Here is a 15,857-nt window from a genome sequence, read left to right on the forward strand (position 1 = left end):
CCTACCCGCCATGCGTCTCCCGCTGCTTATTCTGTTTGTGAGCTACAGCCTGTCGATGCTGGCGGCCCCACGACCGTTTCAGCGGACCATTCCATCGCCCAACGGGCAACTGGCCTTAACGGTTTCGGTTACAGACAGCGTTCGCTTTGCAGTGAGTTCAGCCGGGCAATCATTGATAAACCCGTCGGCTATCGCCCTGACGCTGGTCAATGGCCAGACAGTGGGCAACGGCATTCCAAAACAAAGCCGACTCCGTACCGTGCGCGACTCCATCCTGCCGCCCGTGGTGACCAAACGGCGGGTCATTCGGGATCACTACACCGAACTAGTGCTGGAGTTTCGGGATAAATCGGCGCTGGAATTTCGGGTGTATGACGATGGAGTGGCCTACCGTTTTCGAACGGCCTTTGCCGATTCTATTACGATTCTGAGTGAAACGGCCCGCTTTTCGTTTGCTGATAACCCAACGGTATATTACCCCGCCGTGCAGCCCCGCGCCGAGGTCGACCGGTTTCATACATCCTTCGAAGAGCCGTACCAGATTCGGCCGTTGAACCAGATGCCGGATTCGGCGCTCTGCTTTTCGCCGGTACTGTTGGCTCCGGCCACTGGCCCGCGCATGGTGCTGACGGAGTCCGATCTGCTGGATTATCCCGGTATGTTTCTCGCCCGGCAAGGCAACGGTCTTACCGGCGTTTTTGCCCCCTACCCACTGACCGAAAAGCTTGTAGCGGCTGAATATTCGCAGTACGTCGTTAGCAAACGGGCCGATTTTATTGCCCGCACAACCGGGAAACGAACCTTTCCGTGGCGGGTGATGGTCATCGGTACCGACCGCGATTTACCGGCTTCGGATATGGTCTATCGGCTGGCAACGCCGAGTCGCATTGGTGATGCCTCGTGGGTAAAGCCGGGCAAATGCACCGATGAGTGGATTACCAACATCAATCTCTACAACGTGCCGTTCCGGGCGGGGGTCAATACGGAGACGTACAAGTATTACGTGGACTTTGCCAAACGGTTCGGCTTCGACCGGATTCTGCTCGATGCGGGCTGGTCGGACAATAACGATCTGTTCAAGATCACCCCCGGCATGAATATCCCCGAGCTGGTGGCTTACGCGCATTCGCAGGGCGTCCGGCTCAGTATGTGGACACTGGCCGCTACGCTGGACCGGCAGCTGGAACCGGCTCTGAAGCAGTTTCAAGCCTGGGGCGTGGATTTCATCATGACCGACTTCATGGACCGCGACGACCAGAAGATGGTCAATTTCTACACCCGCGTGGCCGAAGCCTGCGCCAAAGCGAAGATCATGATCATGTACCACGGGGCCTATAAACCGGCAGGTTTCGAGCGGACCTATCCCAACGCCATCACCCGCGAAAGCGTTTTGGGTTCGGAATACAACATCTGGAGTACCAAAGCTACCCCAGACCATGATGTGCTGTTACCCTTCATTCGAATGGTTTCCGGCCCGATGGACTACGAGCCGGGTATTCTCAGTAATGCCACCAAAGAACAGTTCAGGCCCATTAGCGGGCAGGTGATGTCGCAGGGAACGCGCTGCCACCAACTGGCGATGTTCGTGGTGTACGACAGCCCCATTTCCATTTTCTCGGGCAATCCGTCGCAGGCGATGCTAGAGCCCCGCTTTATGGAATTTCTGGGGAGCGTGCCGTCCGCCTTTGACGAAACCAAAGTGCTGGACGCTCAACTGGGGCAATATATCGTGACGGCCCGCCAGAAAGGTACCGACTGGTACATTGGCGGTTTGGGCAACTGGGCAGCCCACGATCTTACGCTATCACTGGATTTTCTGGGCGATGGAACCTTCGAGGCTGTTAGCTGCGTAGATGGCCCCAACGCTGACCGAAATCCGGTCGATTATCAGTTTAATACCAAAACTGTAACGCGAACAGAATCGTTACCGGTACATCTGGCGCCGGGCGGTGGATTTTTAATTCGGTTACGAAAGAAATAAGGCGACAAGCCGTATTTTAGCCGGAAATCTCAATTCTTTAAAAATTTTATTAACCCTTAAAACCTGATACTCGATGAAACAATGCCTTGCAATTGGCCTGCTGTTTATAGCAATGGCCTTTACGGCCCCCACTAAAACTGTCAAGCTCTTTAACGGAAAAGACCTGTCGGGCTGGAAAATCTACGGCACCGAAAAATGGTACGTCCAGGATGGTGAACTCATCTGCGAGAGCGGCCCCGACAAACAATACGGCTATCTGGCTACGGAGAAGCACTACAAAAACTTCGACCTGACGCTGGAATTTAAAGAAGAAGCGAACGGCAACAGCGGTGTGTTCTTCCGCTCGACGGTAGAGGGCACCAAAGTGAATGGCTGGCAGGTTGAAGTGGCGCCACCTAACCACGACACGGGCGGTATCTACGAATCGTACGGCCGGGGCTGGCTGATCCAGATTCCCGACGAGAAGGAGAACATCCTGAAACCCACCGACTGGAACAAGCTCCGCATCCGGGTAGAAGGCGACCATGTACAAACCTTCCTGAACGGCACCCAGATGGTGGACCTGACCGACGAGAAAATCGGCAAAGGCGAAGGCTCGGTAGCCCTGCAAATCCACGACGGTGGCGGCATCAAAGTCCGCTGGCGGAACATGAAGCTGAAAGAGTTGTAATACGTAGCGCGGGTTTTAGCCTGCGAAGATGCCCCCACTTGTGTTCCTAATCCCTGTCAATCGAAACGTGCTTGTGGGCGTATTTTGATTGGCAGGGATATTTTTCTAATGACAACTATCCATCTGTTAATTTAACTACTTAAGTCAAAGCCCTAAAGTCGACCAGAATAGTTGGCTAATTAAGCTTCATTAATAATATTCTTAACTGATAACAAAGTATAAAATAAAGACAAAGTTTGTTACAGATTTTTCTTATATTTAAAGGCATATAATCTATGCTGATAGCTACCATATTCCTACTTAATCAATATATATTTTGAATAGAATAGACTACATTAATAATATAGCCAAATATGCAGCAAGATTTGTTGTAGAAGTTGACGGTTTTAATGCTATAGGAAACTACCACATCAATATCCATGCTGAAAGTTTTTTAGTTCCTGTTCTCAATGAGATTCTAGGATTAGAACTTGAAAATCTGAATGCTACTCAACGTAAAAACTTCCCTGCAATAGATCTAGCAGATTTCAAAAATAGAGTGGCAATACAAGTAACATCTACTAGCGGATTAGAAAAGATAAAAAATACTATTGAAACTTTTGGTCGACATAATTTACATCAACAATTTGATGTCTTGTATATATATATCATTACCGAAAAACGCGTGCAGTATAATGAAGCTAAAATTGCGGAAGTACTTCCAGATGGTTTTTTATTCAATTCCAGTGAAAACGTTATAGACAAGGATTCAATTCTACAAAAAATAAATGCAATTTCATCTACACCAAAATTATTGACCATTGCAAAATTATACGAACATGAATTTTCTGATATTCAAATAGAGGAAAGAAAGAAAAAATTCGAAAGTGGATATTTAAACAGTGACCCTGAAAATATATGCCCAAACATGGTAAAAATCTCTTTTCCTTCTCATGTTTATAAGGCAGATTTAAACTTAGATGAAGAAGCGATTACTGAAAATCTTAACGAATATTTGATCTCAATAGGAAAAAAGAAGGTCAAAAACCTAAAACCAGCAAAGCTAGTACAACGTGCATTAAAAGGGTATAAGGCAATGTCATCCGATTGGATACTATACGAAAATTGTCTTTACACTTTTAGAAATTTAAACCAAGGAAATGAACCCTTCAGAAAAATAATTGATATTGGCACAATTGTATCTATAGAATGTTCAGATTTTTACGAACAAAATGAAGCAACCAACAGAGTATTTAAAAATTTATTGCGTAATACATTGATACAATTGTGTTACCGCAAAGGGATAGAATGGTATGGACCGAGAGAAACTTTTCGATTTGCAAACAGTAGACCACCTAAACTTAAACAAGTACGTTGGAAAGGAAGAAAAGAATCAACAAAAACTGTAATATTTGAAATGATAAACAAGAAGGAAGGCCACGTTATATGTTATCGAAGCCTTGCCTTCAAGGCATCGTTCCTGAATTTTGAAATTGACTGGTACTTAGTAATTAATCCAACTTGGAGTTTTACAAATCCAGGTGGATATCATGAAAGTCGTTTTGAATCCGCTTATATGTCTGGAATAAAAAGACTTGAAAATAACAATTCTATATACAATTACTTTAGATTTTTCTCTTATTATTTAGCATATACAGATTTGTTTACGCCTGAATTTCCACATCTCAAAATTCACATACCTGAACCAATAAGCATGTCCCCAAGTTTGAAAGAGGCAAAGTGGAATCCAGTAAAAGTAAACGAAAAAGATATCGATGCACCGCCAACTGACTTGCATATTGATACCGAACTTGAGAATATTAAACTTTTTGAAGAATGAAATTAAGATATATAGAGGAACCTTCCCTCCAATTCGGTACTGATCAACATATTTGCCCTAAAAGCGGTATATATTCATTTAATCCTTTTGACATTGCTCAAGTTAGACCTGAAAAAATAACTATTGGAATTGTGGGTAAGGGAGAAAGTGTGGATAAAATCATAGAATGGATTGAAAGTTGTAAAAATCATATTTCTGGCAAACAAAGTAAAAATCCACACCCGAATTTATTTATGAATTTTTGTGGGTTTAATAAAAACATTGGCTTTAAGTGTGAAATAGCTTATGATGAGACATACTTGCGTAAATTAAACAACTCTGACTTTGACAAAATTGTAACAGGTAATGGTTCACTTGAGGAGATAATAAATGAAGTTACAAATCTTTACCTCAATGAAATTAAATTCCTTTCAAAAAACAAAAAGCCTGACGTAGTTCTTTGTGCATTATCTGAAAACCTCATGAAGCACATCATGGAAGCAAAACCTAAAAACAATGAGGAAGAAGAGGATAAAGAAATAATTGAGAAGGATTTTGACGCAGAAAAACTATCAAAAAAGGAGCAAAATTTTAGAAGGAATCTGAAAGCGCAAGCCATGCAATATAATGTTCCAATTCAAATTATTAGGGATAGAATTGCTAAGCAAACCGCAGAAATGCAAGACCCGGCAACTATTGCATGGAATTTTTTCACTGCGCTTTATTATAAAGCATCTGGAACACCTTGGGCTTTAATCCGTAAAGACTCGGCAGAAACAACTTGCTACGCTGGTATAAGTTTTTTTCAGAGCAGGGATAAAAAATCAACACAAACAAGTATAGCTCAAATATTTAACGAACTTGGTAAAGGGGTTATTCTAAGGGGAGAGGAAATTAAGTTAAAAAAGTATGACAGGGTACCACATTTAGAGGGCCAGCAAGCATTCAACTTACTTACTCAATCATTGACTGAATACTATGATGCAGTAAAAATATTCCCAAAAAGAATCATTTTGCACAAAACATCCAACTTTAATGATGATGAAGTATACGGTTTTACTGAAGCTGCCAAAAAATTATACATTAACCAAATTGACTTAGTATCTATTCAGACCTCAGACCTTCGATTATATAGACGAGGAAACTACCCTCCAATGCGAGGCACTCACTTTTCTTTGAGTGATAAACATCATTTATTATATACCCGAGGTTCGGTTCCATACTACGAAACATATCCGGGAAGATATATTCCGAGAGCTATTGAAGTTAAATTGACTACCTATGATGAATCTCCAAATGTAATTTGTGATGAAATTTTGGCATTGACAAAAATGAATTGGAATAATACACAGTTCGACACACAAATGCCCATTACAATAGAGTGTGCTCGAAACGTTGGAGAAATTCTTAAATACCTTGGCCCAGAAGACCAAATGCAATTAAAATATAGCTTTTATATGTAGTCGGGATGGTTTAGAAAATTTGATTTATACAATGAAAACGATCCATACAGTTGACCAAGCCAACTCAATTCCCAAAATCTAGGATGAGGAATGGCTTAAAGTAGCCATCGACGAACTGGACAGCCGCAAAATGACACCTGACGAAAAGGCGACATTAGAAATGTTGATTGCTCGTAATGCAGAAGCAGTGAATGAAGAAAGAAGAAAACTTCGAAAATCAGTGACTAATCTTTTGGCTTTGAATCTGTTATCGATAGACCAAATAGCTGCTTCGTTAGATACTACAGTAGACTTTGTTAAAGCCGTTCAGCAACAATTGTATTTTAAATGAACTTGAGCGAAAAATCTGCTCACATCTAGTCCTCCCAATTTGTTTTTACTGGTATTGTCATCACTTCACAACGTCTTCCAACAGTACTGACAAAGCCAACTTTCACCAACTTCGCCAGCACCGCCCCTCCTTTACTGATTCCCCAAATCAACATACGACATCGTACGAACATCGTCGGCTTTGGTGCTGACGAGCTTCTTTTCGGGTTTGTTGTAGTCGGTGATGAAGCGTATATAGGGATAGGTCGGTTTTAAGTAATCGACCCTATTTATCTTTATTTGCATGAGAAAACTCGGCTCATGATCGAAAACAAAGACAGCTGGATTAAGGTGGGGTACGAAATTTTCGCTTTATCCGGCGAAAGTGGACTGAAGGTGGAAACCCTCGCCCGAAAAGTAGGCATCAGTAAATCGTCATTTTACCATCACTTCGCCGATCTGGAGGTTTTTATAGAACTCCTGCTGGCCTTTCATTTGGTACAGTCGCAGGTTATTGCCGATAAAGAAAAGAAAGCCGCCAACATAGACCCCGAACTCATCCAAATTCTGGTAGCCCATAAAACAGACTTGCTGTTTAACAGGCAGTTGCGCATTAATCAGCAGCACAAAGCGTATAAAGAAACGCTACTCAGGTCTAACCAGATTATCGGTTCCGAATTTGTATCTATTTGGGTGAAAGACCAGCAATTACCATTGAGTCAGAGTCAGGCGGAGGGTTTGTTTGAGTTGGCCCTGGAAAACTTCTTTCTGCAAATCAATGCCGAAACGCTCACGCATGAATGGCTATCCGATTACTTTAAAAATTTAAAACGGATTGCCCAAAACCTCGGGTAGCCCCGGTGCATTGTACGGAAGCGTCTAAAATACAGCTGTTCACGCCGGTAGCTTTGCCAAAAGACAAAGTAAGTACGGCTATGGCTCCAGCGTTTTATAAATCGTATTTGAAATTTACCGCTTTTGTTGTCGGTTCATTTGGCCCCGTTTTCTTTTTAGGGAGTATGCTTGCCACGTCGGAACCGGCCCGGTGGGCACTCGATTTTCTGAGCTTTCCGGTTGATGGCGCACAGGATTATGCTGCCCCTACTACACGGTTTCTTTCGGCGCTTACCGGCGGTTTTTTATTTGGCTGGGGTGTTTGCATCTGGTGCTTACAAAAATGGGTATACGATGCCGCTCCGGAAGGGGTACGAAAATCAGTACTGACAAGCCTTGTAGCCTGGTGTGTGCTGGATAGTGCGGGCTCCCTGGCTTCAGGCAATACATCGAATGTTTTCTTTAACATCTTCTTCCTGTTGCTGGCAGCCGGGCCGCTTTGGAAACCAATCAACGTGAATCCCATCGCCCAATGAACAGACAGCCTCTACTCCGGTTTTTGCTCCTTGTCCAGACCATTGCGCTATTGGTCTATACCTACCTGGCTTTTCAGAACGAAGGCGCAAACCTCCTTCAAGTCTTCTTCGCAAACATGGCTTCACTCACCTGGAATGGTCAGTTCAATCTGGATTTCAGCTGTTACCTGACACTCTCGGGATTGTGGATCATGTGGCGGAATAAGTTGGCTCCTGCGGCTATCATACTGGCACTAGCGGCCATGATTATAGGCATACTGGCATTTGCTCCTTATGTCCTGTATTTGTTGACAAGAGAGAATGGCGACTTAAAGAAAGTGCTGATTGGAGACAGATAACGCCCGGCACAAAAAGGCGTCCGGATAACAGAAGACCAAACTATTTGGCGGTGCTGACAAAGCCGAATCCTACCAGCTTTGCCAGCACCGCCACACATTTACTGATTCACCAGATCAACATACGACATCGTATGCACATCGTCGGCTTTGGTGTTGACGAACTTCTTTTCGGGTTTGTCGAAATCGGTGATGAAGAGCCGGTTGCCTTTTAGCAGGACTTCGGCGGGCTGGTCGATGCGGCCGTCTTTGCCGTCGGTGTCGCCATTCTGCACGAGTGTACTCACCTTACCATCGGGAGTTACGGTCTGTATCGAGTTCATACGCGAGTTGCAGAGGTAGATTTTGTCCGTTTTGCGGTCCACGATCAGGCCGTCTACGCAGGCAATCGGTTCGCTTACCTTCACCACTTCTTTCGAGGCCAACGAGCCATCAGGTTTGAGGGTCATTTTGTAAAGCGTACCATCACCGAACGAGCCGGTGTAGAAATTTCCCTTGCTGTCGTAATCCAGCCCATCGGCGCCGTTGTCTACGCCCGTTTCGTTTACCGTCGTGGTGAAAGTCGCCAGCACGTGCGGGTCCATCGTTTTCGGCTTCAGGGCCACCACGCCCTTATTCAGCTCATCGAGGGTAAAGTGGAACACGGCGCTGCCTTTGTCGTTGTCGGGCATGTCCCACTGGCTGTCCGTCACGTAAATGGTGTTGCCTTTCCAGACCACGGCATTCGACAGCCCGAAACCCGTCACGACCGGCTCCACGCTTACGGCTTTTCCCCCACTCATCTTAACGCGCATCAGCCGGGATTTGTAGTTTTTGTCATTCTCGTACTGGTTGTCGGCATAGTATAAATTGCCGTCGGGGCCGAACGCCAGATCCATCGGGCAGGCGTGTTTGGTGTCGGGGTGGACGGGCAGGCTGGTGAAGAACTTCACCGAGTCGGCGGCAAACGTGACCAGCACACCGGGGTAACTGTTGTCGGCCAGGTTGGGGACGGAAAGATAGACCGTGCCATCGGGAGCCAGCGCCATGCCGTCGGGCGTGTTGTATTTAGCGGGTAGGGTATAGAGCAATTTCGGATCGCCAATGGTCGAGACGGTCTCTTTTGCGCTGTCGAGATCACCGGTATCGACGCCTTTTGCATTTTCTTTCTTCTGGCAGCCAGCGGCTAAACCCAGTCCGAGTAGAACCGGAATAATAAACTGTTTCATGGTTTTATGTTGAGTACGTAAACACATCCCGACATAAACCGAGTGTTCTCTTAAAAGTTGTATTCCCCGAGTGAACGAGTGAATATCTGACTGACTTTGCGACCTTTAAACGACATCGACGGTAACCTAATTTCTTCAACTACGTTAGCCTCAGTACTTATATACCCTTCTGTTATGAAATTACGCTTGCTAGCAGCCGGTATCGGCCTGCTTATTACTTCGTCGGTCACGGCTCAATCATCGGCCAGGTGGCAGTCGCTCTTCAACGGCAAAAACCTGACCGGATGGGAAACCTACCTGGATAAACCGTATGCCAAAGACGGCGAGAACGACAAAACACCGCCCATTGGTCTGAACAAGGACCCGAACCATGTGTTTTCGGTCGTTACCGTCGATGGTAAACCAGCCTTGCGCGTATCGGGCGAGACCTTCGGCGGGATCAACACCCTGGCCGACTACGGCAACTACCACCTCCGCATGGAGTTTAAGTGGGGCACCCAGAAGTGGCCGCCCAAACTCGACCGCCCCCGCGACAGTGGCCTGCTGTATCATAGCGTTGGTCCGCACGGCACGCCGATGCTGTGGATGGAATCGTTTGAGTTGCAGGTGCAGGAAGGCGATTGTGGCGACTACTGGGGCGTCATGAACGTGCTGGCCGATATAACCGCCCGTAAAAATGAGAAAGGTTATGTTTATGACCCGGCAGCCCCACTCATAACCTTCCAGGATAAAACGCCGGTCGGGCGGTCGTGCCTCAAGAACCCGGATGCGGAGAAACCATCAGGTCAGTGGAATGTGCTAGAATTGTATTGTTTCGGCGATACCTGTGTACACGTTATGAATGGCAAGGTCAATCTGGTACTGACCAAAACCCGCCACATCGTGAACGGTCAGGTGGAACCGCTGACGAAGGGTAAAATTCAGATTCAATCCGAAGGGGCCGAAGTCTTCTACCGGAATATTGAGATTCGGGGTATTAAGCAGTTACCGGCGGAGTTGGTGAAGTAGGAAGTTTTTGTGTAGAGTGGAATGGTATTCCACGTTACACGAAAACTCAAATCTCCCCAAGCAGCCCTTCCAGATCCAGCGGGTGTGTGAACATCTCGATGGAGCCATCGGGTTTCAGTGGCCACTCTTCGCGCGGGCGGTCCCAGTAGAGTTCAACGCCGTTGCGGTCAGGGTCGTTGAGGTAGATAGCTTCCGAGACGCCATGATCTGATGCGCCCGTTATTGGGTACTTCGCGTCGATAAGGCGCTTCAAGGCCACGGCCAGATCACGGCGCGTTGGATACACTATGGCCGTATGAAACAGACCGGCCGACCGTGTGGGTGCTGGTGGAGCGTCTTTGCTGTACCACGTATTTAAGCCGATGTGATGGTGGTAGCCGCCAGCCGAGATAAACGCGGCCTCTTTGCCATACATTGTGACGAGTGAGAAGCCGAGCAGGTCGCGGTAGAACGCCAGTGCCCGGTCGAGATCGGCAACTTTCAGGTGAATATGACCAATGCGCGTTTGAGCAGGAATTGTGTAGTCAGACATAGCAAGAGGGATTAGTCTCAATTGATGTAGCAACACGAATTTTTGTTATTTCGTTTTTAATAAAGCTATCTGAATACGACTGGTTCAACCGAATAAGTCAAGGTCTCTAAAACCTTAGAGGTTTTAGAGACCTTATAGGTTTGATACTATACTGCCGACTGTTTTATTCCCTCGCTATAGTTTGTGGCCGCAAAAAACCGATTCTCAAATTTGCTGCTGTCGAACAGATAATCGGAATCGCTTTGATACAGCATTTCCCGTGTTTCGCCGACAACCGGGTTAAACAATCCCCCCAGCCAAACCATCCAGTTCGACAACACTGAATAATTAGGTTTTACACCATACGCTGCCGCAGCCTGGCCGATGAATTCATGACCCGTCAGTGCCTTGCGGTCGGTGGGGAGGTGCCAGGTTTGTCCGTAGGCGTCGGGTGCATTTCCGAGAGTAGCCGTACCCCTGCCTGCATCGGCCACCAGCGTCATGGAGTGTTTTACTTGCGCGTTTACCAGCCAGTTTGCTGTTTTACCGGCTCTTAGTTTACTAAATACGAGTGCTTCGGTGACAGAGTTGGGCACATTTGGCCCGTAGAAATCGGCCGAGCGGGCAATAAGTGCCGTTACCCGACCGGTCTGCATGGCATCGAGCAGCATTCGGGCAATGTGGGCGCGAACCTCCCCTTTCTTGCTGATGGGATTGAACGGCGTTTCTTCCGTCATCCAGCCGCTGACGCGACCATACATGTACACATTGTCGAAAAAGACCAGTTTCGCCCCATGCCGTTCGCAGGCATCTATCGTGTTTTGCAGGACTATAGGCCATTTTTCCTGCCAGATGGACGTTTTATATGGCAGCCCCGCCACCAGATAAACGACGGCTGAACCGGCCACCGCCTGTTCCGTTTGTTGAGCATCGGTCAGGTCGGCCTGAACCAACTCATCGGTGGGATTGACGGTTTTTGGATTACGACTCACCAGCCGAATGGTATCGGTATAAGCGGGAAGCTGGCGCGCCAATTCCGTAGCGATTATCCCGCCAGCGCCCAAAATGGTTTGTCTGTTCATAGTTGCGAAAGGTAGGTAGTTTATTGATAATCAAGCAAGGCCACAAATATTTTCTACCTGTAGTAGTTGTATAGTACCCAGCAGTATAGAATCAGAACCAACCGTTGCCCAATTAACCCAAGTTCCATATTTAATTTGCCAACCCAAACAGACAGCCGTATTTTTATAAGATGATATACGGTTCGCCGAATTTATTGTATCGACTACAGATTTCATCAATAAGCAGATACCTATCAATGTACACCTCTACAACTTCCTTTCTTCTTCGATCTGTCCTATTGCTTACACTTGCGGCACCCGCTAGAGCGCAAACACCACCGGTCACGCCAACCCCAAAATTCGCCTATGCTGAACCGAACCTTTCGCCCGATGGGGCCGAAGTAGCTTTCGTTTCGGGTGGCGACATCTGGACGGTGCCCGCTGCAGGTGGTGAAGCCCGGCTGCTGGTTTCGCATCCCGATAATGAGTCCCGCCCGCTCTATTCGCCCGATGGCAAGTATCTGGCGTTTGTGTCGTCGCGCACCGGCAACGGCGATGTGTATCTGCTTACACTGGAAACAGGTGCTACCAAACGTCTGACCTACGACGACGGAGCCGAAGTGCTCAACGCCTGGTCGCGGGATGGCAAGATGATCTATTTCCAGTCGACGGCCAAAGATATTTCGGGTATGAACGACATCTACCGGGTGTCGATAAATGGTGGTACACCGATGGCAATTACCGCCGATCGCTATGCCAATGAATTTTACGGCGCTCCATCGCCCGATGGCAGGACGCTGGCTTTCTCGGCGCGGGGCATTGCCTCTAATCAGTGGTGGCGTAAAGGCCATAGCCACCTCGACGAATCCGAAATCTGGCTGCTCCATGCCGATGTTAAAAAAGCAGGAACGGCCTACGAACGCCTTACCGAAGGTGGAGCCAAAGACCTCTGGCCGATGTGGAGCGCCGACGGAAAGACCCTCTTTTACGTATCCGACCGTACGCAGGGACAAAACTTGTGGACGCTCCCGCTGGGCGGCAAACCAATCATGCTGACCGCGTTTACCAACGGGCGGGTGCTGTGGCCATCCATCAGCTACGACGGCAAAAGCATCGTTTTCGAGCGTGATTTTCAACTCTGGAAATACGAAGTTGCCAGCAAGCAGGCCGCTCCCATGTCGGTTAAGCTGCGGGGCGTTGCCGCCAGCCCGGCAGTTGACCGGCTGAAGCTGACGAACCAGTTCCGCGAACTGGCGCTCTCACCGGATAGCAAGAAAGTGGCGTTTGTAGCCCATGGCGAAGTCTTTGCCGCATCTACGAAAGACGGGGGCGACGCGACCCGAATCAGCACTAGTGCCGCCAACGAATCGCAGCCCGTCTGGACACCTAACAGCCGCAGCCTTGTCTACGTATCCCAGCGCGATGGTGCCGCTCACCTCTATCGCTACGACTTTGCCACCCGCGACGAAACCCGCTTGACCGACGGCACGCTGGACGACAGTTCGCCCGTATTCTCGCCCGATGGCAAGTCGCTGGCTTATGTCCGAAATGGACAGGAGTTGCGTGTGCTGGACATCGCCACCAAAAAAGATCGTCTATTGAAGAAAGCGTATCTAGGCCGTCCGCCTTTTGGGTCGAATGGAGCCGTTGTGTGGTCGCCAGATGGCAAATGGATTGCGTTTGCATCGTACGGGGCGAAAACCTTCCGAAATATCTCGGTCATTCCAGCCGCTGGGGGCGAAAGCAAGCCCGTTAGTTTTCTGGCGAATACGTTTGGTGGCAATGTAACTTGGAGCCCAGATGGAAAATACATTCTCTTCAGCACCACCCAGCGCACCGAAACCGCACAGATTGCCCGCATCGACCTGGTGCCCCGTTCGCCCAAATTCCGGGAAGACCAGTTCCGGGATCTGTTCAACGAAGAGGTGCCGAAAACGCTGAAACCCGCCCCAACATCACCCGCCGTCGCCAAGACCGCATCGCGTGACACGAGTACATCTGCCCTTGGCGACACAGCCAAACTGGGCAAAAGTGGTGCTCCGACAAAGATCGTTTTTGAAGACATTCGCCAGCGGCTGAGCCTGTTGCCGGTGGGTGTCGATGTCGATGCCCATTCGATCAGTAAGGATGGCAAAACGCTGTTGCTGATTGCTACCGTGGCCGGTCAGCAGAATCTATACACGTATTCGCTCGATGAGTTGGGCCGCGATCAGAGCGTTGCCCGGCAACTTACCTCCACCGCTGGCAACAAAAACGGCGCGCAGTTCTCGCCCGATGGCAAAGAGATTTATTACCTCGAACAGGGCCGTATCCAGTCTATTTCGCTCGACAAACGCGAGCCCAAGCCGCTGGCGGTAACGGCCGAAATGGACGTTGATTTCGGCGAAGAAAAAATGCAGGTTTTCCGGCAGGCGTGGGACATTCAGAATAAAGGCTTCTACGATTCCACCTTCCACGGCGTAGACTGGAAAGCCATTAAAGCCACTTACGAACCGCTCGCGGCCGGTGCTCGCACTCCCGACGAACTCCGCCGACTCATTAGCCTGATGCTGGGCGAGTTGAACGCATCGCACTCGGGCATTTCGGGCCCGGCGGGTTCTGTACAAACGACGACGGGCCGCATTGGTCTGCGCTTCGACCGGGAGGAATACGAGACAAAAGGGAAACTTAAAATTACCGAAATCATTCCGCTGAGTCCGGCCGCGTTGTCGGGAACCATCAAAGTTGGTGATTATCTGGTTGGCGTAGATGATACGAAAATCACCGCCACCACCAACCTCGACCAGTTGCTGGAAAACCAGATTAACCGGCGCATCTCGCTCATGCTAGCTGCTACACCCGACGGCACCCCGCGCGAAGTGACCATCCGGCCGGTTAATCTGACCACCGAAAAAGGATTGCTGTACAAGCAATGGGTGCAGCAGCAACGGCAGTACGTCGACAAGGTCAGTGGCGGTCGGCTCGGCTATGTGCACATGTACGACATGTCGGCGGAGTCACTGGCGCAGTTGAGCCTTGACCTAGACGCTGATAACCATGCCAAAGAAGGTGTGGTGGTCGATGTGCGGAATAACAACGGCGGTTTCGTCAATGCCTATGCGCTGGATGTATTTACCCGTAAAGGCTACCTCACCATGACTTCACGCGGACTGCCATCGGCTCCGGCCCGGACGCAACTGGGTCAGCGGGCGCTGGAAACGCCCACCATTCTGGTCACGAACCAGCATTCGTTATCTGATGCGGAAGATTTCACGGAAGGGTACCGGACGCTGAAGCTGGGCAAAGTCGTGGGTGAACCAACGGCAGGCTGGATTATTTTCACTTCAGCCGCGCAGCTCATCGACGGCTCGAATCTCCGGTTGCCGTTCTCCAAAATTACCGACAATACGGGCAAGAATATGGAACTGGCACCTCGCCCGGTCGACATCGCCGTATCGCGGCCCATTGGCGAAAGCTATACGGATAAGAATGTGCAGTTAGATACGGCTATAGCGGAGTTGCTGAAGGAACTGAATGACGCCAAAACCTCAAAAGTGAGCAGCGGGAAGGAGTAGTCTGGATATGTATTGATTGAAAAGTAAAAGCGGTGCCATAGATCTAGACCTATGGCACCGCTTTTACTTTTCAATCAATACGATCCTACTTCACCCGATTAAACACGAACAAATCGGCAAAGGTCCACTTGCCATCTTTTTGATTACCCCGCTGGATGGCCAGCTGGTCTTTGCCGCGCTTTTCGTAGATGATTCGAATGGAGCCGTCTTCTTTCTCGAACAGTGCCTTCTCTTTACCCGCTTCAATAAATTTATAGCGGTCGGATTTGTCCTTCTCCTCCTGCCCCACCAGACCGGGTTTGAAGTGTTTGACCAGCACGATAGGCCCCTGTTCGGTCTGCTCGAAAATCAGCATTTCGTACATAGTCACTTTGTTGTCTTTCATCATCCGCATGAATCCGGTGAGGTTATCGCCAACGGGTGCAATCCATGCCGCTTCGATAGGGCCACCGTTGAACGTACCCCGCCAACGGCCTTCCATAAAGGCAACATCGGAAAGGGAACCGGTTTGAGCTTGTGTTGTGATGGATGCGAAAAGGGCGAGGATGAACAGAAGCGATAAAAACGTTTTTTTCATGTGATTTAAGGA

15 protein-coding genes are annotated in these 15,857 nt (G+C 48.5%); 10 read left to right on the forward strand and 5 right to left on the reverse strand.

Features of this window, described 5'->3' with window-relative positions; genetic code table 11:
• Positions 1-10: 10 nt before the first annotated feature.
• From NT073_RS03090 to NT073_RS03110, 5 genes are all read left to right on the forward strand, one after another.
• Complete coding sequence (locus NT073_RS03090) at positions 11-1,981, forward strand: glycoside hydrolase family 97 protein (protein ID WP_297368605.1); 1,971 nt, start codon at positions 11-13, stop codon at positions 1,979-1,981.
• A 73-nt stretch (positions 1,982-2,054) separates the two neighbouring features.
• Positions 2,055-2,651, forward strand: coding sequence for a DUF1080 domain-containing protein (locus NT073_RS03095; protein WP_297368608.1), 597 nt, complete (start codon positions 2,055-2,057; stop codon positions 2,649-2,651).
• A 316-nt stretch (positions 2,652-2,967) separates the two neighbouring features.
• Positions 2,968-4,470, forward strand: coding sequence for an SMEK domain-containing protein (locus NT073_RS03100; protein ID WP_297368611.1), 1,503 nt, complete (start codon positions 2,968-2,970; stop codon positions 4,468-4,470).
• On the forward strand, positions 4,467-5,912 hold the full coding sequence (locus tag NT073_RS03105) for a hypothetical protein (RefSeq protein WP_297368614.1): 1,446 nt from the start codon (positions 4,467-4,469) through the stop codon (positions 5,910-5,912). The genes NT073_RS03100 and NT073_RS03105 overlap by 4 nt, the downstream gene beginning before the upstream one ends.
• 130 nt (positions 5,913-6,042) lie before the next feature.
• Positions 6,043-6,243 (forward strand): hypothetical protein, encoded by a 201-nt coding sequence (locus NT073_RS03110; protein WP_297368616.1) that lies wholly within the window; start codon positions 6,043-6,045, stop codon positions 6,241-6,243.
• A gap of 131 nt (positions 6,244-6,374) precedes the next feature.
• On the opposite strand, the gene NT073_RS03115 is transcribed toward NT073_RS03110, so the two are convergent.
• A complete protein-coding gene (locus tag NT073_RS03115) occupies positions 6,375-6,527 on the reverse strand; it encodes a hypothetical protein (RefSeq protein ID WP_297368619.1) in 153 nt (50 codons plus the stop codon).
• 15 nt (positions 6,528-6,542) lie between these two features.
• Here NT073_RS03115 and NT073_RS03120 point away from each other — a divergent pair, with 15 nt between their 5' ends.
• From NT073_RS03120 to NT073_RS03130, 3 genes are all read left to right on the forward strand, one after another.
• Positions 6,543-7,076, forward strand: coding sequence for a TetR/AcrR family transcriptional regulator (locus tag NT073_RS03120; protein WP_297368622.1), 534 nt, complete (start codon positions 6,543-6,545; stop codon positions 7,074-7,076).
• A gap of 80 nt (positions 7,077-7,156) precedes the next feature.
• Positions 7,157-7,591, forward strand: a complete 435-nt coding sequence (locus NT073_RS03125; protein WP_297368625.1) for a hypothetical protein — start codon at positions 7,157-7,159, stop codon at positions 7,589-7,591.
• Positions 7,588-7,929, forward strand: coding sequence for a hypothetical protein (locus tag NT073_RS03130; protein ID WP_297368627.1), 342 nt, complete (start codon positions 7,588-7,590; stop codon positions 7,927-7,929). The genes NT073_RS03125 and NT073_RS03130 overlap by 4 nt, the downstream gene beginning before the upstream one ends.
• 98 nt (positions 7,930-8,027) lie before the next feature.
• Here the strand turns inward: NT073_RS03130 and NT073_RS03135 are convergent, their stop codons facing one another.
• The gene (locus NT073_RS03135; protein WP_297368631.1) at positions 8,028-9,134 is read right to left on the reverse strand and encodes an SMP-30/gluconolactonase/LRE family protein; all 1,107 of its coding nucleotides are present in this window, start codon (positions 9,132-9,134) and stop codon (positions 8,028-8,030) included.
• Between the two features lie 174 nt (positions 9,135-9,308).
• Between NT073_RS03135 and NT073_RS03140 the strand changes: the two genes are divergently transcribed.
• Positions 9,309-10,142, forward strand: coding sequence for a DUF1080 domain-containing protein (locus NT073_RS03140; RefSeq protein ID WP_297368634.1), 834 nt, complete (start codon positions 9,309-9,311; stop codon positions 10,140-10,142).
• Positions 10,143-10,188: 46 nt separating this feature from the next.
• Here NT073_RS03140 and NT073_RS03145 read toward each other — a convergent pair whose 3' ends face one another.
• On the reverse strand, positions 10,189-10,674 hold the full coding sequence (locus NT073_RS03145) for a VOC family protein (RefSeq protein WP_297368637.1): 486 nt from the start codon (positions 10,672-10,674) through the stop codon (positions 10,189-10,191).
• A gap of 146 nt (positions 10,675-10,820) precedes the next feature.
• Positions 10,821-11,735, reverse strand: coding sequence for an NAD-dependent epimerase/dehydratase family protein (locus NT073_RS03150; RefSeq protein WP_297368641.1), 915 nt, complete (start codon positions 11,733-11,735; stop codon positions 10,821-10,823).
• Positions 11,736-12,013: 278 nt separating this feature from the next.
• Here NT073_RS03150 and NT073_RS03155 point away from each other — a divergent pair, with 278 nt between their 5' ends.
• A complete protein-coding gene (locus NT073_RS03155) occupies positions 12,014-15,268 on the forward strand; it encodes a S41 family peptidase (RefSeq protein WP_297368644.1) in 3,255 nt (1,084 codons plus the stop codon).
• 85 nt (positions 15,269-15,353) lie between these two features.
• Here the strand turns inward: NT073_RS03155 and NT073_RS03160 are convergent, their stop codons facing one another.
• Positions 15,354-15,845 carry a DUF6265 family protein gene (locus NT073_RS03160; protein WP_297368647.1) on the reverse strand — a complete coding sequence of 164 codons (492 nt, stop codon included), beginning with the start codon at positions 15,843-15,845 and terminating at the stop codon, positions 15,354-15,356.
• Positions 15,846-15,857: the final 12 nt, after the last annotated feature.

The sequence above is a fragment of the Spirosoma sp. genome (genome assembly GCF_026391055.1).
Classification (GTDB): domain Bacteria; phylum Bacteroidota; class Bacteroidia; order Cytophagales; family Spirosomataceae; genus Spirosoma.